Origin of the sequence: Streptomyces sp. NPDC096176, from assembly GCF_044763255.1 — a bacterium.
Lineage (GTDB): Bacteria > Actinomycetota > Actinomycetes > Streptomycetales > Streptomycetaceae > Streptomyces.
On record NZ_JBIWFV010000001.1, the window covers coordinates 600051 to 624803 of the forward strand.

20 protein-coding genes are annotated in these 24753 nt (G+C 69.3%); 18 read left to right on the plus strand and 2 right to left on the minus strand.

Features of this window, described 5'->3' with window-relative positions; genetic code table 11:
- The first annotated feature begins 443 nt into the window (after positions 1 to 443).
- The 14 genes from typA (at position 444) to ACIQ7Q_RS03005 (ending at position 17461) form a co-directional block, all read left to right on the plus strand.
- A complete protein-coding gene (gene typA / locus ACIQ7Q_RS02940; protein WP_403855599.1) occupies positions 444 to 2351 on the plus strand; it encodes a translational GTPase TypA in 1908 nt (635 codons plus the stop codon).
- Between the two features lie 420 nt (positions 2352 to 2771).
- Entirely contained in the window at positions 2772 to 4388 is a 1617-nt protein-coding gene (locus ACIQ7Q_RS02945) for an ABC transporter substrate-binding protein (protein WP_403855601.1), read from the plus strand.
- A gap of 128 nt (positions 4389 to 4516) precedes the next feature.
- On the plus strand, positions 4517 to 5446 hold the full coding sequence (locus ACIQ7Q_RS02950) for an ABC transporter permease (protein WP_403855603.1): 930 nt from the start codon (positions 4517 to 4519) through the stop codon (positions 5444 to 5446).
- Positions 5439 to 6413, plus strand: coding sequence for an ABC transporter permease (locus ACIQ7Q_RS02955; RefSeq protein WP_403855605.1), 975 nt, complete (start codon positions 5439 to 5441; stop codon positions 6411 to 6413). Before ACIQ7Q_RS02950 ends, ACIQ7Q_RS02955 begins: the two co-directional genes overlap by 8 nt.
- 14 nt (positions 6414 to 6427) lie before the next feature.
- Positions 6428 to 7486, plus strand: a complete 1059-nt coding sequence (locus ACIQ7Q_RS02960; protein ID WP_403855607.1) for an ABC transporter ATP-binding protein — start codon at positions 6428 to 6430, stop codon at positions 7484 to 7486.
- Positions 7479 to 8627 carry an ABC transporter ATP-binding protein gene (locus ACIQ7Q_RS02965; RefSeq protein WP_403855609.1) on the plus strand — a complete coding sequence of 383 codons (1149 nt, stop codon included), beginning with the start codon at positions 7479 to 7481 and terminating at the stop codon, positions 8625 to 8627. The genes ACIQ7Q_RS02960 and ACIQ7Q_RS02965 overlap by 8 nt, the downstream gene beginning before the upstream one ends.
- A 109-nt stretch (positions 8628 to 8736) precedes the next feature.
- The gene (locus ACIQ7Q_RS02970) at positions 8737 to 9225 is read left to right on the plus strand and encodes a GNAT family N-acetyltransferase (protein ID WP_403855611.1); all 489 of its coding nucleotides are present in this window, start codon (positions 8737 to 8739) and stop codon (positions 9223 to 9225) included.
- 52 nt (positions 9226 to 9277) lie between these two features.
- A complete protein-coding gene (locus tag ACIQ7Q_RS02975; RefSeq protein ID WP_403855613.1) occupies positions 9278 to 10225 on the plus strand; it encodes a GNAT family N-acetyltransferase in 948 nt (315 codons plus the stop codon).
- Between the two features lie 67 nt (positions 10226 to 10292).
- Complete coding sequence (locus ACIQ7Q_RS02980) at positions 10293 to 11921, plus strand: ABC transporter substrate-binding protein (RefSeq protein WP_403855615.1); 1629 nt, start codon at positions 10293 to 10295, stop codon at positions 11919 to 11921.
- A gap of 72 nt (positions 11922 to 11993) precedes the next feature.
- Positions 11994 to 12917, plus strand: coding sequence for an ABC transporter permease (locus ACIQ7Q_RS02985; RefSeq protein WP_403855617.1), 924 nt, complete (start codon positions 11994 to 11996; stop codon positions 12915 to 12917).
- Positions 12910 to 13911, plus strand: a complete 1002-nt coding sequence (locus tag ACIQ7Q_RS02990; protein WP_403855619.1) for an ABC transporter permease — start codon at positions 12910 to 12912, stop codon at positions 13909 to 13911. Before ACIQ7Q_RS02985 ends, ACIQ7Q_RS02990 begins: the two co-directional genes overlap by 8 nt.
- A gap of 45 nt (positions 13912 to 13956) precedes the next feature.
- Positions 13957 to 14958, plus strand: coding sequence for an ABC transporter ATP-binding protein (locus tag ACIQ7Q_RS02995; protein WP_403856409.1), 1002 nt, complete (start codon positions 13957 to 13959; stop codon positions 14956 to 14958).
- On the plus strand, positions 14951 to 16039 hold the full coding sequence (locus tag ACIQ7Q_RS03000; protein ID WP_403855621.1) for an ABC transporter ATP-binding protein: 1089 nt from the start codon (positions 14951 to 14953) through the stop codon (positions 16037 to 16039). Before ACIQ7Q_RS02995 ends, ACIQ7Q_RS03000 begins: the two co-directional genes overlap by 8 nt.
- Positions 16040 to 16276: 237 nt before the next feature.
- A complete protein-coding gene (locus ACIQ7Q_RS03005; RefSeq protein WP_403855623.1) occupies positions 16277 to 17461 on the plus strand; it encodes a proline-rich domain-containing protein in 1185 nt (394 codons plus the stop codon).
- Between the two features lie 29 nt (positions 17462 to 17490).
- On the opposite strand, the gene ACIQ7Q_RS03010 is transcribed toward ACIQ7Q_RS03005, so the two are convergent.
- The gene (locus tag ACIQ7Q_RS03010) at positions 17491 to 19653 is read right to left on the minus strand and encodes an alpha/beta fold hydrolase (protein WP_403855625.1); all 2163 of its coding nucleotides are present in this window, start codon (positions 19651 to 19653) and stop codon (positions 17491 to 17493) included.
- 167 nt (positions 19654 to 19820) lie between these two features.
- Between ACIQ7Q_RS03010 and ACIQ7Q_RS03015 the strand changes: the two genes are divergently transcribed.
- The 4 genes from ACIQ7Q_RS03015 (at position 19821) to ACIQ7Q_RS03030 (ending at position 23852) form a co-directional block, all read left to right on the plus strand.
- A complete protein-coding gene (locus tag ACIQ7Q_RS03015) occupies positions 19821 to 20015 on the plus strand; it encodes a hypothetical protein (RefSeq protein WP_177150662.1) in 195 nt (64 codons plus the stop codon).
- Positions 20016 to 20086: 71 nt separating this feature from the next.
- The gene (gene mshB / locus ACIQ7Q_RS03020) at positions 20087 to 20974 is read left to right on the plus strand and encodes an N-acetyl-1-D-myo-inositol-2-amino-2-deoxy-alpha-D-glucopyranoside deacetylase (protein WP_403855628.1); all 888 of its coding nucleotides are present in this window, start codon (positions 20087 to 20089) and stop codon (positions 20972 to 20974) included.
- Positions 20971 to 21465 (plus strand): DUF6113 family protein, encoded by a 495-nt coding sequence (locus tag ACIQ7Q_RS03025; protein ID WP_403855630.1) that lies wholly within the window; start codon positions 20971 to 20973, stop codon positions 21463 to 21465. The genes mshB and ACIQ7Q_RS03025 overlap by 4 nt, the downstream gene beginning before the upstream one ends.
- A 227-nt stretch (positions 21466 to 21692) precedes the next feature.
- Positions 21693 to 23852 carry a hypothetical protein gene (locus tag ACIQ7Q_RS03030; RefSeq protein ID WP_403855632.1) on the plus strand — a complete coding sequence of 720 codons (2160 nt, stop codon included), beginning with the start codon at positions 21693 to 21695 and terminating at the stop codon, positions 23850 to 23852.
- A 66-nt stretch (positions 23853 to 23918) separates the two neighbouring features.
- On the opposite strand, the gene ACIQ7Q_RS03035 is transcribed toward ACIQ7Q_RS03030, so the two are convergent.
- Positions 23919 to 24743, minus strand: a complete 825-nt coding sequence (locus ACIQ7Q_RS03035; protein WP_403855634.1) for a tetratricopeptide repeat protein — start codon at positions 24741 to 24743, stop codon at positions 23919 to 23921.
- Positions 24744 to 24753 lie beyond the last annotated feature (10 nt).

Sequence of the window (24753 nt, forward strand, 5' to 3'; positions counted from 1 at the left end):
AAGCTCGTGCCGACCTCGACCCAGGCTCGCCCCTCGCATGCACGCTCACCCGTCGTACCCGGCAGCCCCTCTGCCGCCCGTCGTCCTGCTCGCCGTCCCCGCCCGCCGTCCCGCTCGCCCGCACCGCAGGGCACCCGCCCAGGAGCCCGCCCACACATCCGGCCCCGACCCGGCCGTTGAAATCGGCCCCGAACCCGGCCGCGAGCCCGGTCCGAAACCGGGCCGGACCCCAGTCCCCGCACGGCACCGGACCCGGCTCCGAGGCCCGTCCCCGCAATGGCTTCCGGCGTGATCCCCGCCTCGTTCGTCCCGGACCCGACAGTTCCGGGAGGTCCTTGTCTCGGCGGCCCCGTACCATGGGACAAGCCGTGGCGTGTCCGCCCGGCGGGCGTACAAGGAACGAACGACGCCGCATCCCACGATCGAGAGAAGCGCCAGCCAGCATGCCCACGCGCCACGACATCCGTAACGTTGCCATCGTCGCCCACGTCGACCACGGCAAGACCACCTTGGTCGACGCCATGCTGAAGCAGGCCGGCGCCTTCGCCGCGCACGCGGCCGAGCACCTCGATGACCGCATGATGGACTCGAACGACCTGGAGCGTGAGAAGGGCATCACGATCCTGGCCAAGAACACCGCCGTGAAGTACCACCCCAAGGCCGGCGGGGCCCCGATCACCATCAACATCATCGACACCCCCGGCCACGCCGACTTCGGTGGCGAGGTGGAGCGCGGCCTGTCGATGGTGGACGCGGTCGTCCTCCTCGTCGACGCCTCGGAGGGTCCGCTCCCGCAGACCCGCTTCGTCCTGCGCAAGGCGCTCGCCGCGAAGATGCCGGTCATCCTGTGCATCAACAAGACGGACCGCCCCGACTCCCGGATCGCCGAGGTCGTCGACGAGACGTACGACCTGTTCCTGGACCTGGACGCGACCGAGGAGCAGATCGAGTTCCCGATCGTCTACGCCTGCGCCCGTGACGGCGTCGCCTCGCTGACCAAGCCGGAGGACGGCACCGTCCCCTCCGACAGCACCAGCCTGGAGCCGTTCTTCACCACGCTCCTCGAGCACGTCCCGGCCCCGGAGTACGACGACGCCGCCCCGCTGCAGGCGCACGTCACCAACCTCGACGCCGACAACTTCCTCGGCCGCATCGCGCTGCTCCGTGTCGAGCAGGGCGAGCTGCGCAAGGGCCAGACGGTGGCCTGGATCAAGCGGGACGGCACGATCTCGAACGTCCGCATCTCCGAGCTGATGATGACCGAGGCGCTCACCCGCAAGCCGGCGGAGGTGGCCGGCCCCGGCGACATCTGCGCCGTCGCCGGTATCCCGGACATCATGATCGGCGAGACGCTCGCCGACCCGGAGAACCCGATCGCGCTGCCGCTGATCACGGTCGACGAGCCCGCGATCTCGATGACCGTCGGTACCAACACCTCGCCGCTGGTCGGCCGTGGCGGCACCGGCAAGGGCGCCGACGCGAAGGCCGCCGTCAAGGACCGCAAGGTCACGGCCCGTCAGGTGAAGGACCGTCTGGACCGCGAGCTGATCGGTAACGTCTCGCTGCGCGTGATCGACACCGAGCGCCCCGACGCCTGGGAGGTGCAGGGCCGCGGTGAGCTGGCGCTGGCCATCCTGGTCGAGCAGATGCGCCGCGAGGGCTTCGAGCTGACCATCGGCAAGCCGCAGGTCGTCACCAAGGAGGTCGACGGCAAGCTCCACGAGCCGGTCGAGCGCATGACGATCGACGTGCCCGAGGAGCACATGGGTGCCGTCACCCAGCTCATGGGCGTCCGCAAGGGCCGCATGGACAACATGTCGAACCACGGCTCCGGCTGGGTCCGCATGGAGTTCGTCGTCCCCTCCCGCGGTCTGATCGGCTTCCGCACGGAGTTTCTGACCAACACCCGCGGCACGGGTATCGCGCACTCCATCCACGAGGGCCACGAGCCGTGGTTCGGTCCGCTGCAGACCCGTAACAACGGCTCTCTTGTCGCCGACCGCTCCGGTGCCGTCACCGCCTTCGCGATGACGAACCTTCAGGAGCGCGGCGTGCTGTTCACCGAGCCCGGCACCGAGGTGTACGAGGGCATGATCGTCGGTGAGAACTCGCGCTCCGACGACATGGACGTGAACATCACCAAGGAGAAGAAGCTCACCAACATGCGGTCGTCCTCGGCCGATTCGTTCGAGGCGATCGTGCCGCCGCGCAAGCTCTCGCTGGAGCAGTCGCTGGAGTTCTGCCGCGACGACGAGTGCGTCGAGGTGACCCCGGAGGCGGTGCGTATCCGCAAGGTCGTCCTGGACCAGAAGGAGCGCGGCCGCGCCGCGTCGCGCGCCAAGCACGGCTGACGGTTCGCAAAGCCTCGTCAAAAACCGCTGCACACACGGCCCGGCCCTCCGCAGTCTCTGCGGAGGGCCGGGCCGTTCGTCAACTCGTTTTCTGTGTCCGAGTGTCCGGATATCGGCCACCGATCTCCGGAACATGTGTTAACGGTCCGTTTCGCGGGTGTCTGTCTGGGATCGCTTTGTCCGGATTTCGAACGGGAGACCCTCTCTGATGTTGTCAAAACGAGACCCTTTAGGTGTGGTTTACAAGCCTGTCCTACTTAATAGTTGGCTCCATTGAGCTCGGGTCAATGGGTCATGCGCTGTGGGGAGCGCCGACTCACGAGCACACTCGGGGTACTTGGCGAGCGCTGTCAGGGGTGTCAGCGCGCGTAGACAACGTGCCCTTCTTGTAGTGACAAGTGGACTCATGAGGAGGAACCCATGCGTGGTGCCAAGAGCGCCAAGTGGGTCGCGGGTGCGATCGTTGTCGCCCTGGCGGCCACTGCCTGTGGTGGTGGCAGCGGCGACGAGGGCAAGAAGAACCCGGCGGGCAAGCCGGCCGGCTACGTCTCGATCGACGTCGGCGAGCCGCAGAAGCCGCTTATCCCTGCCGACACGAACGAGACCAACGGCTCGTACGTGATCCAGTCGCTCTTCACCCAGCTGCTGGACTTCGACAGCAAGGGCGAAATCGTCTACACCAACGCCGAGTCGGTGGAGACGACGGACTCCAAGACCTGGACCGTCAAGCTCAAGGCGGGCTGGAAGTTCCACAACGGCGAGGCCGTCACCTCGCAGTCGTACATCGACGCGTGGAACTGGTACGCGAACATCAAGAACAACCAGCAGAACAGCTTCTGGTTCGCGGACATCGCCGGTTACGACGACGTGCACCCCGAGAAGGGTGACCCGAAGGCCGACAAGATGTCCGGTCTGAAGGCCGTGGACGACACCACCTTCACGATCACGCTGAAGGACAAGGTCCCGTACTTCAACTACAAGCTCGGCTACGCGACCTGGGCGCCGCTGCCGAAGGTCTTCTTCGACGACCCGAAGGCGTTCGGCCAGAAGCCGGTCGGCAACGGCCCGTACAAGTTCGAGAAGTGGACCCACAAGAAGCTGGTCCAGGTTGCGGCCAACCCTGACTACCAGGGCCCCAACAAGGCGCAGAACAAGGGCATCCAGTTCAAGAACTACGCGACCCTCGAGGCCGCGTACCAGGACGTCGTCTCCGGAAACCTGGACATCATCCGCCAGGTCGGCCCGACGGACCTGCCGAAGTACAAGCAGGACCTGGGCGACGGCGCGATCGAGCAGCCCTACGCGGCCCTCCAGTCGCTGGTCCCGGCGTTCTACAGCAAGACGTTCAAGGACATCGACCCGAAGGTCCTTCAGGGTCTGTCCATGGCGATCGACCGTGAGACGATCACCAAGACCGTCCTGAACAACACCCGTACCCCCGCGACGAGCTTCACGCCGCCGCAGGTCAAGGGCAACCAGGACCTGGGCACGGACGTCTTCACGTACGACCCGGCGAAGGCCAAGAAGCTCATCACCGAGGGCGGCGGCGTCCCGGAGAACAAGGTCTTCATCCAGTACAACAGCGACGGTGGCCACAAGGAGTGGGTGACCGCGGTCTGCGAGTCCATCCGCAAGGCGACCGGTGTCGACTGCGTCGGCGACGCCAAGCCGGACTTCCCGACGGACCTCGAGGCCCGTGACAACGACCAGGTGAAGTCGATGTACCGCGGTGGTTGGGTCGCCGACTACCCGGTCAACGTCAACTTCATCAAGGAGCTGTACCACACCAACGCCGAGTCCAACAACGGTCGTTTCTCCAACAAGGAGATCGACGCGATGATGGCGAAGGCCGACAAGGCGAGCTCCCTGGAAGAGGCCGTGAAGGGCTACCAGGAGGTCGAGAAGAAGCTTCTCGATGAGATGCCGGCCATCCCGCTGTGGTACTACCGCATCAACGGTGGCCACGGTAAGGGCGTCGACAACGTCGCGGTCGACTTCCACGGTGACCTGGAGCTCCCCGGAGTCACCGTCAAGTAAGCGCCTGCGGGCCTCATCCCCACTCGGCCGTCACCCGCCGCCGTCGGTCATCCGGCGGCGGCGGTGGTCCGGGGGCTGTCCGCAAGCGGGCGGCCCCCGGACCCAGTTAACCCCTCACGGAGGCACCCATGGGGCGCTACGTCGCACGACGACTGCTCCAGATGATCCCGGTGTTCATCGGGTCAACCTTTTTGATCTTCGCCATGATGTTCGCGCTGCCCGGCGATCCCGTCAGAGCGCTCATGGGAGACCAGGCGTTCGACCCCGCGGTGGTCGAAGCCATTCGCCATGACCGCGGGCTCGACCTGCCGCTCTGGCAGCAGTACCTGAAGTACCTCTTTGAGCTGCTTCAGGGCAACTTCGGCACGGAGATCGCGAGCCAGCGTCCCATCGCCGACATCATCGCGCAGGCGTTCCCGGTCACCATCCGGCTCACGCTCTTCGCCTTCACCTTCACGGTGATCGTCGGCATCGGCCTCGGCATCATCGCGGGCCTGCGTCCCGAGTCCGTGCGGGACCGGGGGCTCCTCGCCCTCACCCTCGTGCTGATCTCGATGCCCTCCTTCGTGCTGGGCTACCTGATGCAGTACCTGTTCGCCTTCAAGTGGGGGATCACCACCCCGACGGTGCAGGACTCCGAGAGCTTCGGGGACCTGCTGCTGCCGGCCATCGTCCTCGGTTCGCTCTCCCTCGCGTACGTGGCACGTCTGACCCGTACGTCGATGGCGGAGAACCTGCGCGCCGACTACATGCGCACGGCGGTCGCCAAGGGCCTGCCGCGCCGCCGCATCATCGGTGTTCACCTGATGCGCAACTCGCTCGTCCCGGTGGTCACCTTCCTCGGCACCGACATCGGCAACCTGATGACCGGCGCCATCGTCACCGAGGGCATCTTCAACGTCCAGGGCGTCGGTGACGCGATCTACGAGGCACTGTTCCGCCGCGAGGGAGCGACCGTCGTCGGCATCGCCTCGCTGATCGTCCTCGTCTACCTGCTCGCCAGCCTGCTCGTCGACCTGCTTTACGCGGTCCTGGACCCGAGGATCCGGTATGCCTGAGAAGACCGCAGCCACTGCGGCGACCACCGGGGCCGAGAAGGTCGCGACCGCCACCACCGCGGCGCCCGACGCGCTGCTCACGGCCAAGGCGCCCAAGCCGGACAAGGCGCGCAGCCTGTGGTCCGACGCCTGGCACGACCTGCGCCGCAACCCGCTGTTCCTGATCTCGGCGGGTCTGATCGTCCTGCTGATCGTCATCTCGGCGTTCCCGGGCCTGTTCACCAGTGCCTCGCCGCGCGACGCCGACCTGGCGAACCACTACCTCGGCCAGCCGAACTGGAGCCACTTCTTCCAGCCCGACTGGTTCGGTTACGACGGCCAGGGCCGCTCCATCTACGCCCGTGTCCTCTACGGCGCCCGTGCCTCGATCATCGTCGGCGTCGGCGTCACCGCGCTGGTGACCATCCTCGGCACGCTGGTCGGCATGATCGCCGGCTACTTCGGCGGCTGGGTCGACACCCTCCTGTCGCGCGTCACCGACATCTTCATGGGCATCCCGTTCCTGCTCGGTGCCCTCGTCGTTCTCACCAGCTTCGAGAAGCGCGCCATCTGGGTCGTCATCCTCGCCCTGGTGTTCCTCGGCTGGACGCAGATCGCCCGTGTCGCGCGCGGCTCGGTCATCACCATCAAGCAGGCCGACTACGTCGTGGCGGCCAAGGCGCTCGGCGCCTCGACCACCCGCATCCTGACCCGGCACGTGCTGCCCAACGCGCTCGCGCCGATCATCGTGGTCGCGACCATCGCGCTCGGCGGCTACATCGCCGCGGAGGCGACGCTCTCCTTCCTCGGTGTCGGCCTGGCCGAACCGACGGTCTCCTGGGGCGTCGACGTTTCCAGTGGACGTGAGCAGCTCCGCAACGCACCCCACGTGCTGATCATCCCCTCGGTGATGGTCTCGATCACGGTGCTCTCGTTCCTGATGTTCGGCGATGCGGTTCGCAACGCCCTCGACCCCAAGCTGCGCTGAGGAGGGCGTACGACGTGACCATCATCGACAAAACAGCAAGCGTCCCCGCGCCCCGCGAGGGCGGTGATTTCTCCGGTCCACTGCTCGAAGTGCGTGACCTGCACGTGGAGTTCCACACCCGCGACGGTGTGGCCAAGGCCGTCAACGGCGTCAACTACAGCGTGGACTCGGGCGAGACCCTGGCCGTGCTGGGTGAGTCCGGCTCGGGCAAGTCCGTCACCGCCCAGGCCATCATGGGCATCCTCGACATGCCGCCCGGGAAGATCCCGCAGGGGCAGATCCTCTTCCGCGGCCAGGACATGCTCACCATGAGCAACGAGGAGCGGCGGCGGATCCGCGGCCGGAAGATCGCGATGATCTTCCAGGACGCCCTGTCCTCGCTCAACCCCGTGCTCTCCGTGGGCTATCAGCTCGGTGAGATGTTCCGCGTCCACCAGGGGCTGTCCAAGAAGGAAGCCAAGGCCAAGTCCATCGAGCTGATGGACAAGGTGAAGATCCCGGCCGCCAAAGCCCGGGTCGGCGACTACCCGCACCAGTTCTCCGGCGGTATGCGCCAGCGCATCATGATCGCCATGGCCCTGGCTCTCGAGCCGGACCTGATCATCGCCGACGAGCCGACGACCGCGCTCGACGTGACCGTCCAGGCCCAGGTCATGGACCTGCTCGCGGAGCTGCAGCGCGAGTACAACATGGGTCTGATCCTGATCACCCACGACCTCGGCGTCGTCGCCGATGTTGCGGACAAGATCGCCGTGATGTACGCGGGCCGGATCGTCGAGACCGCCCCGGTGCACGAGCTGTACAAGCGGCCCGCCCACCCGTACACCCGTGGTCTGCTCGACTCGATCCCGCGCCTGGACCAGAAGGGCCAGGAGCTGTACGCGATCAAGGGTCTGCCGCCCAACCTGCTGAAGATTCCGAGCGGTTGCGCGTTCAACCCGCGCTGCCCCAAGGCGGACGACATCTGCCGTACGGACATCCCGGCGCTGGCTCCGGTGACTGAGCAGGACGGCAGCGAGCTGCCCGGCCGCGGAAGCGCGTGCCACTTCTGGAAGGAGACGATCCATGGCTGAGCTCAAGAAGACGAACGAGGCCGTGGACGCGACCCCCAACGTCACCAAGGTGGAGACGGTCGACGTCGCCACGGAGGAGGCGGCCGTCGCGGCGCTCGACGCCACCGTCGAACGCGGTGAGCCGATCCTCCAGGTGCGCAACCTGGTCAAGCACTTCCCGCTGACCCAGGGCGTCCTCTTCAAGCGCCAGGTCGGCGCGGTCAAGGCCGTGGACGGGATCTCGTTCGACCTCTACCAGGGCGAGACGCTCGGCATCGTCGGCGAGTCCGGCTGTGGCAAGTCCACCGTCGCCAAGCTGCTGATGACGCTGGAGAAGGCGACCGCCGGCGAGGTCTTCTACAAGGGCCAGGACATCACCAAGCTGTCGGGGCGTGCCCTGAAGGCCGTGCGCCGCAACATCCAGATGGTGTTCCAGGACCCGTACACCTCGCTCAACCCGCGTATGACGGTCGGCGACATCATCGGCGAGCCCTTCGACATCCACCCCGAGGTGGCTCCGAAGGGCGACCGGCGCCGCAAGGTGCAGGAGCTGCTGGACGTCGTCGGTCTCAACCCGGAGTACATCCACCGGTATCCGCACCAGTTCTCGGGCGGTCAGCGCCAGCGCATCGGCATCGCCCGTGGCCTCGCGCTCAACCCCGAGATCATCGTCTGCGACGAGCCGGTGTCGGCGCTGGACGTCTCCGTCCAGGCGCAGGTCGTCAACCTGATGGAGAAGCTGCAGGACGAGTTCAACCTCTCCTACCTCTTCATCGCCCACGACCTGTCGATCGTCCGGCACATCTCGGACCGGGTCGGCGTGATGTACCTCGGCAAGATGGCCGAGATCGGCACCGACGTGCAGATCTACGACCACCCGACGCACCCGTACACCCAGGCGCTGCTGTCCGCCGTCCCGGTCCCGGACCCGGAGGCGCGTGAGGGCCGCGAGCGGATCATCCTCACCGGAGACGTGCCGTCGCCGGCGAACCCGCCGTCGGGCTGCCGCTTCCGCACCCGCTGCTGGAAGGCCGAGGAGAAGTGCGCCACCGAGGTGCCGCTGCTCGCGGTGCCCGAGCGCTTCAAGGGCCAGGACACGCCGGCCGCGCACGAGTCGGCGTGCCACTTCGCCGAGGAGAAGGACGTCGTCCACGCGTCGTAGTCCCGGGCTGTGACACCCAGGGCGCCTGCCTCCTCTCCGGGGGCGGGCGCCTTGTGGGTGCGTGGGAAGGGTGTTGCACCGGACCGTGACGGCCGCGGAAAGTGTCCGGATGGACCCTCAGCTCACCGACCGGGCCGGCCGCCGCATCACACTGAGAGATGTCGGCGACGACAACTGGCGTGCCGTCGCCGACATCGCGCCGCGGGACGAACAGCGTGCCTTCGTCGCCGCCCTCGCGGCCCGCTACCTGCTGCTGTCGATGCGCGGCGGCCTGTGGGACTCACTTGCCGTGTCCGCGGACGACACCGTGGTCGGCCATGTGATGTGGGCGTACGACGAGGAGAACGGGACTCACTGGATCGGGGGTGTGGTCGTCGACGCCGATGAGCAGGGCAAGGGTGTGGGGCGGCAGGCCATGCTCCTGCTGATCCGGCTGCTGTCCGAGCGCCCCGACTGCCGGGAGATACGTCTCTCCTACCATCCGGCCAACACCGGCGCGGCGAAGCTCTATGCGGCTCTCGGCTTCGAACCGACAGGGGACTTCGAGGACGACGAGATCGTGGTCGCTCTCCCCGCCGGGCGGGTGCCCGTCGCCTGAGGGGCGGCGAAAATCCGTTGCGGACCCGGGGCCCGGCGCGAACAGTGGCGTCATGTCTCTCACCGTCCGGCCCGCGACCCTCGCGGACGCGTCCTCCATATGCGCCCTGCTGAACGCCGTCGACGTCGTCGAGATCGGACGGGCCGACACCGAACTGCACAACGTGGAGACCGACCTCGCCCACCCCGACGTCGATCTCGCCCACGACTCCTGGCTGGTGCACGAGGCCGGTGACCTCGTGGCGTACGGAATCCTGTGGAGCGACTCGGGCGCCGGCGACATCGGCGTGGACCACTACGTTCTGCCCGGCCGTTCTCAGGCCGCCGTGCTGGTGCTCGAACGGATCGAGGAGCGAGCCGCACGCAAGGCGGCGGAGGCCCGCGCCGAGCAGGCCGTGCTCCATCTCCACCTCAATGTGCGGCCGTCCCTCGACACCGCGCTGCTCGACGCCCGGGGCTGGCGCACCGTGCGCCGCTACCAGGTCATGACCCGTCCGCTGTCCCCGGCCGACCGTGTCCCCGAGCCGCCCGCCGGGGTGACGCTGCGCAATTGTGTGGCCGAGGCCGATCACCGGATCGCGCACGCCTTGGTGGAGGAGACCTTCGCCGAGCACTTCGACCACCACCCGCGTAGCTACGACCAGTGGGTTGCCGACCTCGGCGACCACCGTGACCGGTCGCTCATGTGGGTCGCCTCGGTCGAGGGCGAGGGCGATGCGGCCGTCCTGCTGACCAGGGACGACAAGGAGTCCGTGGGCTGGATAGGAAACATCGGTGTACGCAGGCCGGCCCGGGGCCGCGGCCTCGCCGGCTTCCTGCTGCGCCACGCCTTCGGAACGTACGCCGCCCGGGGCCGCGACACCATCGGCCTGGCGGTGGACACCCGGAACGCGACCGGGGCCCTCGGCCTTTACGAGGCACACGGGATGACGCCGCATTACGCGATCGACACCTGGGAGCTTGTCGTGTCCGTTTCGACGGCCTCCGCACGGGTGTCCTGAAAATGCGTTAGATCCCTTATGGAGTGATATTGGGCCCCAGGGAGACTTGGGATCTAGGAGGCACTCCATGCGTGGAGCCACACGCGCGAAGTGGGCCGCTTGCACACTCGCCGTCGCCCTCGCCGCGACGGCGTGCGGCGGGGGAAGCGCCAGCGGCGGCAGTGGTGCCGACGGCATCGTGAGCTCCTCCTGGGGCGACCCGCAGAACCCGCTGGAACCCGCCAACACCAACGAGGTGCAGGGCGGCAAGGTGCTCGACATGATCTTCCGCGGGCTCAAGCGGTACGACCCCAAGACCGGTGAAGCCCAGAACATGGTCGCCCTGAGGATCGACACCACGGACTCGGTCAACTTCACGGTCGTCCTCAAGCCCGGCTGGAAGTTCAGCAACGGCGAGGCCGTCACCGCCCGCTCGTTCGTGGACGCCTGGAACTACGGCGCCCACCTCAAGAACAACCAGCGCAACGCGTACTTCTTCGGCTACATCGAGGGGTACGACAAGGTCCACCCCGAGAAGGGCGAGGCCAGCGCGGAGAAACTCTCCGGCCTCAAGGTCGTCGACGACACCACGTTCACCGTCAAGCTCACGCAGAAGTTCTCCACCTGGCCCGACACCCTCGGCTACGCGGCGTTCTCCCCCCTGCCCCGTGCCTTTTTCGACGACCATGACGCATGGCTCGCGCAGCCCGTCGGCAACGGCCCGTACACCGTCGACTCGTATGCCAAGGGCTCGCAGATGTCGCTGCGCCGCTGGGACGGCTACACCGGATCCGACAAGGCGCAGAACGGCGGCATCGACCTCAAGGTCTACACGGACAACAACACGGCCTACACCGACCTGATCGCCGGCAACCTCGACCTCGTCGACGACGTGCCCGCCTCCCAGCTGAAGAACGTGAAGGCGGACCTCGGGGACCGCTACATCAACACACCCGCCGGGATCATCCAGACCCTCGCCTTCCCCTACTACGACGGCGCCTGGAAGGGCGCCGACAAAGCGAAGGTCCGCACCGGCCTGTCCATGGCGATCAACCGCAAACAGATCACCGACACCATCTTCCGGCAGACCCGCACCCCCGCGAAGGACTGGACCTCGCCGGTGCTCGGCGAAGAAGGCGGCTACGACCCGACGCTGTGCGGCAAGGCCTGCGAATACGACCCGGCACAGGCAAAGAGGCTGATCGCCGAGGGCGGCGGGCTGCCCGGCGGCCGCATCACGATCTCGTACAACGCCGACACCGGCTCGCACAAGGACTGGGTCGACGCCGTCTGCAACTCCATCAAGAACTCCCTCGGCAACGACAAGGCCTGCGTCGGCAACCCCGTCGGCACCTTCGCCGACTTCCGCAACCAGATCACCCAGTCCAAGATCTCCGGCCCCTTCCGGGCCGGCTGGCAGATGGACTACCCGCTGATCCAGAACTTCCTCCAGCCGCTCTACTACACCAACGCCTCGTCCAACGACGGCAAGTGGAGCAACAAGAAGTTCGACGACCTCATCGACAAGGCAAACGCCGAGACCGATCCCGTCCGGGCCGTCGAGACCTTCAAACAGGCGGAGGAGGTCGTACGGGACGAGATGGCCGCCATCCCGCTCTGGTACCAGAACGGCAGCGCCGGCTACTCGGAACGCGTCTTTGACGTCGCACTCAATCCGTTCAGCGTCCCCGTCTACAACGAGATCAAGGTCAACTGACGGCGGAAGGCCCACGGCCCGGCGAGCCACACCGCCGGGCCGTCCCCCTTCCCACGACCCCCGGAGCCCTCCATGGGACGTTATGTGATCCGGCGTCTGCTGCAGATGATCCCTGTCTTCTTCGGCGCCACCCTGCTGATCTTCCTCATGGTCAACGTGATGGGCGATCCCATCGCGGGCCTGTGCGGAGAGCGGCGCTGCGACCCGGCGACGGCGGCCCAGCTGCGCAAAGAGTTCGGCCTCGACCAGCCGCTGTGGCAGCAGTACGCGACCTACATGGGCAACGTCTTCACCGGGGACTTCGGCACCGCCTTCAACGGCCAGAAGGTCACCGAACTCATGGCCGACGCCTTCCCGGTCACGATCAGACTGACCCTGGTGGCCATCGCCTTCGAGATCGTCATCGGGATCGCCCTCGGCGTCGTCACCGGCCTGCGCCGCGGCCGGCCCGTCGACACCGGCGTCCTGCTGCTCACGCTCGTGGTCATCTCGGTGCCGACGTTCGTCACCGGCCTGCTGCTCCAGCTGCTGCTGGGCTACAAGTGGGGCCTCGTCGATCCGTCCGTCTCCACCGACGCCCGGATCGACGAACTGATCATCCCCGGCCTGGTCCTCGCCTCGGTGTCGCTCGCCTATGTCACCCGGCTGACCCGCACCTCGATCGCCGAGAACAGCCGCGCCGACTACGTCCGCACCGCGAAGGCCAAGGGACTCCCTCGGAGCAGAGTGATCCGCAAGCATCTGCTGCGGAACTCGCTGATCCCGGTGGTGACGTTCATCGGAACCGACGTGGGCGCGCTGATGGGCGGCGCGATCGTCACCGAACGGATCTTCAACATCCACGGCGTCGGCTACCAGCTCTACCAGGGCATCCTGCGTCAGAACACGCAGACCGTCGTCGGCTTCGTCAGCGTCCTCGTCATCGTGTTCCTCGTGGCCAACCTGCTGGTGGACCTCCTGTACGCCGTGCTGGACCCGAGGATCCGCTATGCCTGAGCCCCAGAACCCGCACTTCGACGATCCGGCGCGCTCCGCGGTCGCCGCCACCGGTGCCGGAGGGGCCGCCAACCTCGCGATGAGCGAGGGGGAGACGCTCGAGAAGAGGCCGGGCGCGATCGGCCCCGAAGGCACCGGCCCCGCCGCCAAACCGCGCAGCCTCTGGTCGGACGCCTGGCGGGATCTGCGGCGCAACCCCGTCTTCATCGTCTCCGCACTGGTCATCCTCTTCCTGATCGTCATCTCGCTGTGGCCCTCGCTGATCGCCTCCGGCAACCCGCTCAGCTGCGATCTCGCCAAGGCCCAGGAGGGCTCCCAGCCCGGACATCCCTTCGGATTCAACGGGCAGGGCTGCGACGTCTACACCCGCACCGTCTACGGCGCACGGGCCTCCGTCACCGTCGGCATCTGCGCCACCCTCGGCGTGGCGTTGCTCGGCTCGGTCCTCGGCGGGCTCGCCGGCTTCTTCGGCGGCGCCTCGGACGCCGTGCTGTCCCGGCTCACCGACGTCTTCTTCGGCATCCCCGTGGTCCTCGGCGGCCTCGTCCTGCTGTCCGTCATCACCAGCAGCACCATCTGGCCGGTCGTCGGCTTCATGGTGCTGCTCGGCTGGCCGCAGATCTCCCGTATCGCACGCGGCTCCGTCATCACCGCCAAGCAGAACGACTATGTGCAGGCCGCGCGCGCCCTCGGGGCCTCCAGCTCACGGATGCTGCTGCGGCACATCGCCCCCAACGCCGTCGCCCCGGTGATCGTGGTGGCGACCATCGCGCTCGGCACCTACATCTCGCTGGAGGCGACGCTCTCCTTCCTCGGGGTCGGCCTCAAACCCCCGACCGTCTCCTGGGGCATCGACATCTCGTCGGCCTCCCCCTACATCCGCAACGCCCCGCACATGCTGCTGTGGCCCGCGGGGGCGCTGGCGGTCACGGTGCTCGCGTTCATCATGCTCGGCGACGCGGTGCGCGACGCCCTCGACCCCAAGCTGCGCTGAAGGCGCCAAGGAGCCGCCATGTCCGCCACGTCCCATGAGGCCGTCATGTCCGCAGAGCCGGGCGCGTCCGGCAGGCTGCTCGACGTACGCGGCCTACGGGTGGAGTTCCGTACCCGCGACGGAGTCGCCAGGGCCGTCAACGGCGTCGACTACACCGTCGACGCGGGCGAGACACTCGCCGTGCTCGGCGAGTCCGGATCCGGCAAGTCGGTCGCCGCCCAGGCCGTGATGGGCATCCTCGACATGCCCCCCGGCCGGATCACCGGCGGCGAGATCCTCTTCAAAGGCCAGGACCTGCTGGCCATGCGGGAGGAGGAACGGCGGAAGATCCGGGGCGCGGGGATGGCCATGATCTTCCAGGACGCCCTCTCCTCCCTCAACCCCGTCCTGAGCGTGGGCGACCAGCTCGGCGAGATGTTCGTCGTCCATCGGGGCATGTCGCGAAAGGACGCGAAAGCCAAGGCCGTCGAACTGATGGACCGGGTCCGCATCCCCGCCGCGAAGGAACGCGTCGGTCAGTACCCACACCAGTTCTCCGGCGGTATGCGTCAGCGCATCATGATCGCGATGGCGCTCTCGCTGGAACCCGACCTGATCATCGCCGACGAGCCGACGACCGCCCTCGACGTGACCGTCCAGGCCCAGGTCATGGACCTACTGGCCGAGCTCCAGAGCGAACTCGACATGGGACTGATCCTGATCACGCACGACCTCGGTGTCGTCGCCGACGTCGCCGACAGGATCGCCGTGATGTACGCGGGCCGGATCGTCGAGACGGCGCCCGTCCACGACATCTACCGGGCGCCCGCACACCCGTACACGAAGGGCCTGCTGGAATCGATCCCGCGCCTGGACCAGAAGGGCCAGGAGCTGTACGCGATCAAAGGGCTGCCGCCGAACCTGATGCACATCCCGCCCGGCTGCGCCTTCAACCCCCGCTGCCCGATGGCCCAGGACGTGTGCCGGACCGACGTGCCACCGCTGTACGAGGTGAACGAGGAGCGCAGGAGCGCGTGCCACTTCTGGGAGGCGACACTCCATGGCTGAGGCGATCCTCGAGGTACGCGACCTGGTCAAGCACTATCCGCTCACCCGCGGTGTCCTCTTCAAGAAGCAGATCGGCGCGGTCAAGGCGGTCGACGGCGTCGACGTCGACCTGTTCGCCGGCGAAACGCTGGGCATCGTGGGGGAGTCGGGCTGCGGCAAGTCCACATTCGCCCGGATGCTGGTCCACCTCGAGCGGCCGACGGCCGGGGCGATCCGCTACAAGGGCGAGGACATCACCAAGCTGTCGGGGCGTGCGCTGAAGGCGGTGCGCCGCAACATCCAGATGGTGTTCCAGGACCCGTACACCTCACTCAACCCCCGGATGACGGTCGGCGACATCATCGGCGAGCCGTACGAGATCCACCCCGAGGTGGCGCCGAAGGGCTCGCGCCGACAGAAGGTGCAGGAGCTTCTCGATGTCGTCGGACTCAACCCCGAGTACATCAACCGGTATCCGCACCAGTTCTCGGGAGGCCAGCGCCAGCGCATCGGCATCGCCCGGGGGCTCGCGCTCCAGCCGGAGATCATCGTCGCCGACGAGCCGGTGTCGGCGCTGGACGTCTCGGTGCAGGCGCAGGTGATCAATCTGCTGGGCCAGCTCCAGAGCGAGTTCGCCCTCAGTTATGTGTTCATCGCCCACGATCTCTCGGTCGTCCGGCACATCTCGGACCGGGTCGGTGTGATGTACCTGGGACGGATCGTGGAGATCGGCAACGACGTCGAGATCTACGACCATCCGACACATCCCTACACCCAGGCGCTGCTGTCGGCGGTGCCGGTGCCCGACCCCGAGGCGCGAGCACCGGGTGGGGGTCCTCCCGGCGAAGCCAGGGGGAGGATCATCCTCACGGGGGACGTCCCCTCGCCCACCGACATCCCGTCCGGCTGCCGCTTCCGCACCCGCTGCTGGAAGGCCCAGGAGCGGTGCGCACTGGAGGTGCCCCTGCTTGCCGTGCCCGCTCACCTGCGGACGGTCGAGGGGCCGGTGCACCACCCCTCGGCGTGCCACTTCGCGGAGGAGCGACGTGTGGTGCCCAGCGGGCCACCGCCGGGCGAGGGGGACGGTCACCAGGTTCTGTGAGTGCCCATCAGTCTCTTTAACGCGGAGGCAACTTGCCTGTCGCACGTCCGATATACGGACGCCCCACTCTGGGGAACGTACGGCCGTGCGGGTGCCGTGGACCGGCCGGGATCGCGCCATGCGGTTCCGGCCGGTTTCCCGTGGACCGGGGCGGTTGTCCGTGGACCGGGGCGGTTGTCCGGAACTGTCCGTCCACCGCCCTTGTCCGGGCATGCAGGCGGATGCAGGATCGTCGCTGTGACTCTTACGCGGGGGGCCCGGATCACAGGAGCGGCGCTGTGCGTCGTGCTCGCGCTGATCACCGGGGCGTGGATCGTCCGGGACGTGTCGGCGTCCGACGGCTTCGTCGGCCTCTGGCGCTACTGGGTGTCCGACCCGAGGCACAACTGGGGGCGGAACCCGCAGGTCACCACTTCTCTCGACGGTGCGCTGCTCCTGGTGTACGGCGGCGTCGCCGTCGCCGCACTGCGTTCCTCGGTCGCGGCCGGCGCGCTGGTCGCGACCGCCGTCTTCACCCTCGCCGTACGGCTGCCCAGCCTGTGGGTGATCACGGCCTCGTGGATCGACCTCGACTCAGCCGACACAGTGCGTACGCGCGCCCTGCTCAGCACCTTCGCGGTACTGGGGCTTGCCGTCGGACTCGTGATCACGACGGCAGCCGGCCGCCGGCCGCCCGAGGCCGGTCACGACGCCGGCCCCCGCGCGTCCGCACACCGGCGTACGCCCACCAGGCCCACCCGGGCCGTGGCCCGGACCGCGGCCGTGCTGCTCTTCGCCGAGGCGGCGGTCACCGCGGCCTGGCAGATCAGATTCGCCTACCGGTTCGGGTCCGAGGTCTACCTCGACAGCCTTGTCGGCGGCGACCTGCTCGCGATCAGACTGCTCGCGCCCCCGTCCGGCTGGCTGGCCACCGCGGTCGTGGTCCTCGGCCTGACCGCCGGTCTCGGCCTGCTCGCCGGGGCCGCGTTCGCCCGTCCGCTGGGGGCCGTGCTGGCGGTGCACTTGGCGGTGGCCGGCGCGACGGGTGTGGACTTCGCCTTCCGCCTGCGGATCATCCAGAAATTCGGCCGAGCGCCGCTGGAGTACCAGCTGCTCTGTGCCACCTGGCTGTTCGGGCTGATCGCGGGGCTCGTGCTGCTCGCCGTCCTGACCAGACGCGGCGAGAGCGGACCGGCGGACGGCGGCTGTCCCGGCGCGCCGCAGCCGCCGCCGGTCCACGGCTGTCCGCAGCCGTCGTCGGGCTACGGTTGTCCGGGCCACCCAGGTTCCGGGTCCGGCCCTCCGGCTACCGGTTCCTGGTCCGGCCCCGACGGTCCCGACAGCCCCGGCTCTCCGCAGTCCGGCTACGGCTATCCGCCGCCAAGTGCACCGGACGGCGGCTTCGGGCCGCCACCGCCTTCGTCACCACCGCCCAACTGGTAGCCCACTGCCCGGCCCTGAGGGGCGGCGCCTCACCAGAGCCGGAGCGAGCGCTTGAGGAAGTCGACCTGGAGCAGCAGCAGGTTCTCCGCGATCTGCTCCTGCGGCGTCATGTGCGTCACTCCGGTCAGCGGCAGAACCTCATGCGGACGGCCCGCCGCCAGCAGCGCCGAGGAAAGCCGCAGGGTGTGTGCCATCACCACATTGTCGTCCGCGAGGCCATGGGCGATCAGCAACGGCCGGACGGGATCTTCCGCAGCGGTCAGACCGGCGTCGGTGACCAGTGAGTTCGCCGCGTACACCTCGGGCTGCGCGGCAGGGTCGCCCAGGTAGCGCTCGGTGTAGTGGCTGTCGTAGAGCCGCCAGTCGGTCACCGGGGCGCCCGCCACCGCCGCGTGGAAGACGTCCGGCCGGCGCAGCACCGCCGCAGCCGCCAGGTAGCCGCCGTACGACCAGCCACGGATCGCGACCCGCTCCAGGTCCAGCGGGAAGGAGCCGGCCAGCGCCTGCAGGGCCTCGATCTGGTCGTCCAACGTCAGGGCGAAGTCGCCGCCGATCGCCTTCTCCCAGCCCGGGGAGCGGCCGGGCGTGCCCCGGCCGTCGGCGACGACCACGGCGAAGCCCTGTTCGGCGAACCACTGCGAGGTCAGATACGGATTGTGTGCGGCGAACACACGTTGGCCATGGGGCCCCCCGTACGGGTCCATCAGCACCGGCAGTGGACCGTCCGACTCCCGGTGACCTGACGGCAGCAGCACCGCGCACGGAATCCGCCGGGCACCCGCCTGCGTGAGCACCGGCCGGGCGCGCAGCACCGGCTGCTCCGCGTACGAGGCGACGACGGCGACCTGCTTGCCGTCCCGCAGGACCTGCACGGAGGTGCCGCTCGCGTCGGTATGGGACGACGCCAGGACCGTCACGCTGTGGGCGCGCACCGCCGAGTGCACCCCGGCGCCTTGCGAGACGCGTTCGATGCCCAGTTCGTTGACCCGGTACACGTGGATCTCGCCGGTCTCCGGGTCCGCGGCCTCCTCACCGGCCGCCGCGGACACGAGGACGTCGCTCTCGCCGATGTCCAGGACGGCGCGCAGCTGCAACTGCGCCCCGGTCAGCACCCGGTCGCCGACCGCGAGCACACGTGCCCCGCCCTCGTCCGCGATGCGCACCAGCCGTCCGCCCCCGAAACCCCGCGCGTACGACGACTCGGGGGCCCAGGCCGGGACGCCGGGGAAAAGTTCCAGCCACGCCGCGTCCTCGTCGACGTGCACGGTCCGCGTCGCGCCGGTCTCCGGGTCGACGGCCAGGTGTCTCTGGATGCGCTGGTCGCGCGACTGCACGAGCAGCAGCGGCGGGCCGGCGGCCGACCAGTGCACACGCGCGAGATAGGGGTAGCCCTTCCGGTCCCAGGTCACCTCCGTGCGCTGCCCGTCCAGGGTGACGAAGAACAGCCCGACGTCGGCGTTGGGCGTCCCCGCGGCCGGGTACGCGACCTTCGACGGTTCCCGGTCAGGATGGGCCGGATCGGAGATCCACCAGCGGCGCACCTCCCGCTCGTCGACCCGGGCCACCAGCAGCCCGTCCGAATCAGGCGCCCACCAGAAGCCGCGGGAGCGGCCCATCTCCTCGGCGGCGACGAACTCCGCGAGCCCATAGGTGACCTGCGCATCCTCCGGCTCCGCGAGCGCCCGGTCCTCCTGCCCCTCGGCGCCTGTCACGCGCAGCGCGCCGCCCGCCACATACGCGACGAGCCGGCCGTCGGGGGACGGCCTCGGGTCCAGGACCGGCCCGGGCGTGGGGAGTTCGCGTGAGGTACCGGCACGCAGTTCGGCCGTGAACAGGCGGCCGGAGAGAGTGAAAGCCGCCAACTCGACGGCCCGGTCAACCGCGTAGCCGACGATGCCTGCCGACCCTTCCCTGCTGCGCTCGCGCCGGGCCCGTTCCTCGGCGGACAGCTTCTCCGCCGAGCCGCCCAGCAACTCCCGGGGATCCGCGGCCGGGCGCTCCCGCGGCTGCCCTCCGGCACCGTCCAGATCGAGCACCCAGAGCAGCCCCGACCGGTCGGTTCCGGAGGCCGAGCGCACGAACACCACCCGCGACCCGTCCGGTGACACCGTGAAGGCGCGGGGGGCGCCCAACGTGAAGCGCTGGGTCCGCGCGGACTGACGCGGAAAGGAGGGCGGTTGCGTCGACGTCATGCGACCGAACCTTAGGGGGTGTGCGCCCCCATGTGCTGCCGTGCACCGATCGATGCGTGGGCACGGATAGTTATGATCCGTAGCGCAAGGTGGGTATGAACCTCCTGGCACATGCCCTGGCACATGCAATGGGACCGTCCCGACCGAATATGTGGAGGTGAACCGCCGTGGCACTCTCGATTTCGGCGGTGGTGCTGCTGGCGATCGTCGTCTTCCTGCTGATCCGGAAAGCCGGTCTCAAGGGCGGACATGCGGCGGTCTGCGTGCTGCTCGGGTTCTATCTGGCCAGCTCGTCGGTGGCGCCCACCATCACCGAGCTGACGACCAACGTCGCGGGGATGATCGGGGGCATCAAGTTCTAGGGGGATTCCAGGGGGCCCCGGACCGGTCGGTGGCGCCGCGGGCAGAGCCTCACCCGTTCTAGGGTGTCCGTATGAAGGATCTTCCCGCCCGTCGCCTGCTCCTGGTGCATGCCCATCCGGACGACGAGTCGATCAACAACGGCGCCACGATGGCCCTGTACGCGGCCGCGGGCGCCCAGGTCACGCTGGTGACCTGCACCCTCGGCGAGGAGGGCGAGGTCATCCCGGCCGAGCTCGCCCACCTCGCTCCCGACCGGGAGGACCGGCTGGGGCAGCACCGCATCGGCGAACTGGCCGCCGCGATGAAGGAGCTGGGGGTCACGGACCACCGCTTCCTCGGCGGGCCGGGCAGGTTCCGGGACTCCGGGATGATGGGGCTCGAGCAGAACCGCCGGGAAGGCGCGTTCTGGAGTGCGGACGTGGACGAGGCGGCCGGGTATCTCGTGGAGATCATCCGTTCGGTGCGTCCACAGGTTCTCGTGACGTACGACCCCGACGGCGGGTACGGCCACCCCGACCACATCCAGACGCACCGTGTGGCCATGCGGGCGGCCGAGCTGGCGGCGGAGCCCGCCTTCCGGCGCGACCTCGGCGCCCCGCACGCCGTCGCCAAAATCTACTGGAACCGCGTGCCCCGGTCCGCGGCGGAGGAGGGCTTCGCCCGACTGCGCGCCATCGGTGCGGGCTTTCCCGGCATTGCGGAGATCGGCGACGTCCCGGGCGTCGTGGACGACTCCGAGATCACCGCGGAGATCGACGGCACGGCGTACGCGGACCGGAAGGCGGCGGCGATGCGGGCACATGCCACTCAAATCGCGGTGGACGGTGCTTTCTTCGCACTCTCGAACGATCTGGGGCAGCCCTTGTTCACCACCGAGTACTACCAGTTGGTCGCCGGTGAGCCTGGGGCGGAGTCCGGCGAACGGGAGAACGACCTCTTCGCGGGGGTTTCGGTATGAGCGACAACCGGGGCAACCGGGGCAAGCGCGCCAACAGTGGCCAGGGCGGCCAGGGCGGCCAGGACGACCGGGGAGGGGCCGCCTCCGGATCGTGGCTCACCCGTCCCCCGAAGGCCCCGAGGCCCGGCCGGATCGTCGCCTACCTCGCGCTCGTCGTGCTCGGGGCGGTCGTCGGCACGGCGGGCTCGCTCGTCCAAGCGGCGTGGTTCCCGGGCGGGTTGGTATTGGCGCTGCTCGCCTCCGCGGGGCTGTTCCTCGGTGCGCGGCGGGCGACGGGCACCCAGCTCGGCGCGGTTTCCTCGGCCGTCGGCTGGCTGGCGGCGATCGTCGTCCTCAGCACCGGACGTCCAGAGGGGGACGGCGTGTTCGCCGCCGGGATCGGACCGCTCGTCTACATGCTCGGCGGCATGGCGATCGCTGTGATGTGTGCCACCATGTCGCGGTTGCCGCACCCGGCGGCGGGCCGGGCCGACTTGGCGGACAGGCGCTGACAGGACCCCAGCAAGCAGCCGGTGGGACGGGCCCCCTATGGTGGGTCGCCCCACGGGGTGGGAGGCCGCCGAACTGACCATGCCCGTACGGTCGGCGAAAAGCCGCTTCCCGCAGTCCCCGGGTGTCCGTCCGCCGCGGCCAGTATGGTGGTGCGCGCAGCCGAGCCGCCCGCAGCAGTAGCTATCCAGTAAGAAACGGGCGGCGAAGCCAACCGGGAGAACCTGCTTTGAGTCGTGAAACTGACAGTTCGTCCTCCGGCCCCCAGGGGCGCGGTGGAGCCGCGTACCCCTCCGGGACACCGCCGTACGGATCGCGCCAGTATCCGTCGCTGCACCCGCAGGGCGCTCCGGACGAGGCCGTGCAGCCGGCAGCCGAGCAGCAGCCGGAAGAGCCCAAGACCGAGACGACGCTGACGACGCGTATCCGGATCAACATCCCGGGGTCGCGGCCGATCCCGCCGGTCGTGATGCGTACACCGATGAGCGACATAGACGCCGGCTCACGTCCGGGTTCGGGTTCGGGCGCGCGTCCGGGCTCGGGTTCGGGTTCCGCCGCCGCGGCCGAGCGAGAGAGCGAGCGTACGGGCAGCACACCGCGGCCCGGAGCTGCGCAGGAGCCGGCCGAGCCGTCGCCCTCATCGGCGCCCGCGGCGGAGGAGAAGCCCGCCACCAGCGACTGGTTCGCGCCGCGCAAGCCGGCATCGGCGGCAGGGGCCACCGGGTCTGCCGGACCGGCCGGACCTGGCGGATCCGCGCCGGCTCCGGCCGGCGGCTCCGGTAGCCCGAACGGCGCGAACGGCGCCGGCGGACCGGCCCCCTCGGCTCCGCGTTCGGGCCTCGCGGCCCTTGCCGAGCAGGCAGGATCCCCCGACGTGTCCGGCCCGCCCGGCCACCGGCCCGGCGCCGGCGCCCCGGGTGGCCCCGGCCCCGGCAACGGCTTCGCCCCCGGACGCAGCACGCCGCCGCTGGGCGTCCGCCCGCCGGGTGCCCCGGACCGCTCCGGCGCTCCCGCAGGACCGACGTCCGGCCCTGCCACCGGCAGCATGCCGCTCGGCCCCCGTACCGGTCGCCCGGCGCCGGAGGTCGGTGGCCCGGGCGCGGGCGGGCCCGGGATGTCCGACGACACCGCCGTGCTCACCCCGCAGAAGCCCGCCTCCGACGGCGGCCCCGGCCGTGGCCATGTCTCCGGCGACACGCTGACCAGCGGCATCCCGGTGGTTCCGAGCGAGCACCGGACGCCGTTCTCGGCGCTCGGCGGACCGCAGACCGGCCCCGGCACCGGCCCCAACCCGCTCCTGGCGCAGCCCGGCCCGCAGGCCGAACGCGGCGACTTCTCGGTACCGGAGTTCCCGGCCGGTCCCGGTGGCGCCGGTGGTCCCGTCGCTCCCGGCGGGGCGGACGCCGCCAGGCCCGCGCCCCGGCCCGCGCCCGCCCCCGCGAAGAAGGGCCGCTCCAAGCTGGTGCTCGCCGGCGCCGGTGTGGTCGGTCTGCTCGGCATCGCGTACGGCGCCGGCCTGCTGCTCAACCACTCCGACGTGCCCAAGAGCACCACGGTCCTCGGCGTCGACATCGGCGGCGGGACGAAGGACGAGGCGGTCAACAAGCTCGAAGCCAGCCTCGGTGACCGGTCCAAGGCCCCGCTGCAGCTTTCCGTCGCCGGCAAGAAGGCGGAGCTTCCGCCGGACAAGGCCGGTCTCTCGTTGGACAGCCAGGCCACCGTCCGCGCCGCCGCGGGCAGTGACTACAACCCGGTCTCCGTCATCGGCTCGCTCTTCGGCGGCGAGCGCGTCGCCGAACCGGTGATCCTCGTCGACGAGGAGAAGTTGAGCGTCGCCCTCGCCGACCTCGCGGGCACCGCCGGCTCGTCCAGCGACGGCACGATCCGCTTCGAGCCCGACAAGGCCGTCGCGGTCCCCGGCAAGGCGGGCCAGTCGTTGGACGTCGGCCGCTCGATGATCTCGGTCAAGGACGCGTATCGCGCCCAGGTCGAGACAGGCAGGCCGAACGTGGTGGAGCTGCCGATCGCGACCCGCGAGCCCACCATCACCCAGGCCGAGCTCGACCGGGCGATGAAGGAGTTCGCGGAGCCCGCGATGTCCGGCCTGATCACGATCAAGGCGGGGACCAAGCAGATCCAGTTCGGCCCTGCGAAGTCGTTGCCGAAGATCCTGTCGATGAAGGCGATCGACGGCAGGCTGGTCGAGGTCTACGACAAGCAGGCCATCGACCAGCTCCTCGAAGGCGTCTTCGACGGGATCATGATCACCAAGGGCGACGGCAAGCAGCACCAGGTCTCCGCCGACGACGTGGCCCAGGCGATGGGCCCGGCCCTGCGCGGCAAGACCCCGGCGGAACGCACGGCGGTCATCGAGCTGAACCCGAGCTGATTCGCGTCTGCCGCAGTGGCCCCTTGCCCTGACCGGGTGAGGGGTCACTGCGCTTCACGTGACCGCTCAGTTGAGGCGGGCCCGCGCCGCGCGCGCCTGGCTCCTGATCCTCTCCGCCGTCGTCGGCTCGACCGCGTCCACCACCTCCGCGTACGTCTCCATCGCGGCCGCCCCCGCCAGGAAGTCCCCTCGCTGGACGAGCACCTGGGCGCGTTCGTAGCGGAGGCGGGCCGGGTGGGAGGGGAGGAGGAGCAGAAGGTCGAGCGCCCAGAGCGCGACCGCCGAGTGTTCCGGGCGGAGGGCCGCCCAGGCGCGGATGTTGTTGAGGATGCGGGAGACGACCGCCAGCGGGTCGGCGGGGGTCAGCATCGACGGGGTCAGAGGGCTGCCCGTGGCGCCGGTGACGAGAAGTTCGGCGTCCTCGGCCGACAGTTGGCGGCCGGCGGCGAAGGGGTCGGCGAGCACCTGGTCCCCGGGGTCGCCGAAGCCGACCACGAAGTGGCCCGGCAGGGACACTCCGTAGACATGGGCGCCTGCCCTGCGGGCGACCTCGATCCAGACCACGGAGAGCAGGATCGGCAGGCCGCGCCGGCGGGTGAGCACGTGGTGCAGGAGCGAGGACTCCAGGTACTGGTAGTCGCCGGGCGTGCCATGGAAGCCTTCGCGGCCGCCCAGTAGGTCGGCGAGGGCCGCAGTCCACGCGCGCGGACCGCTCAGGCCGTACGGGAGCAGCCCGGCGAGGCGGTCCAGTTCGATCTGGGCCGCGTCCATGCCCGCCTCGTCCAGCGACGGGTCCGCCTCCGCCCCGATGAGCAGGCACAGCGTCGCGAGGTCGGGCCGCTCCGCGCGCGCCTCCTCGGCAAAACGGGACCGCCGGTCGTTCTCGTGCATACGCGGCCTG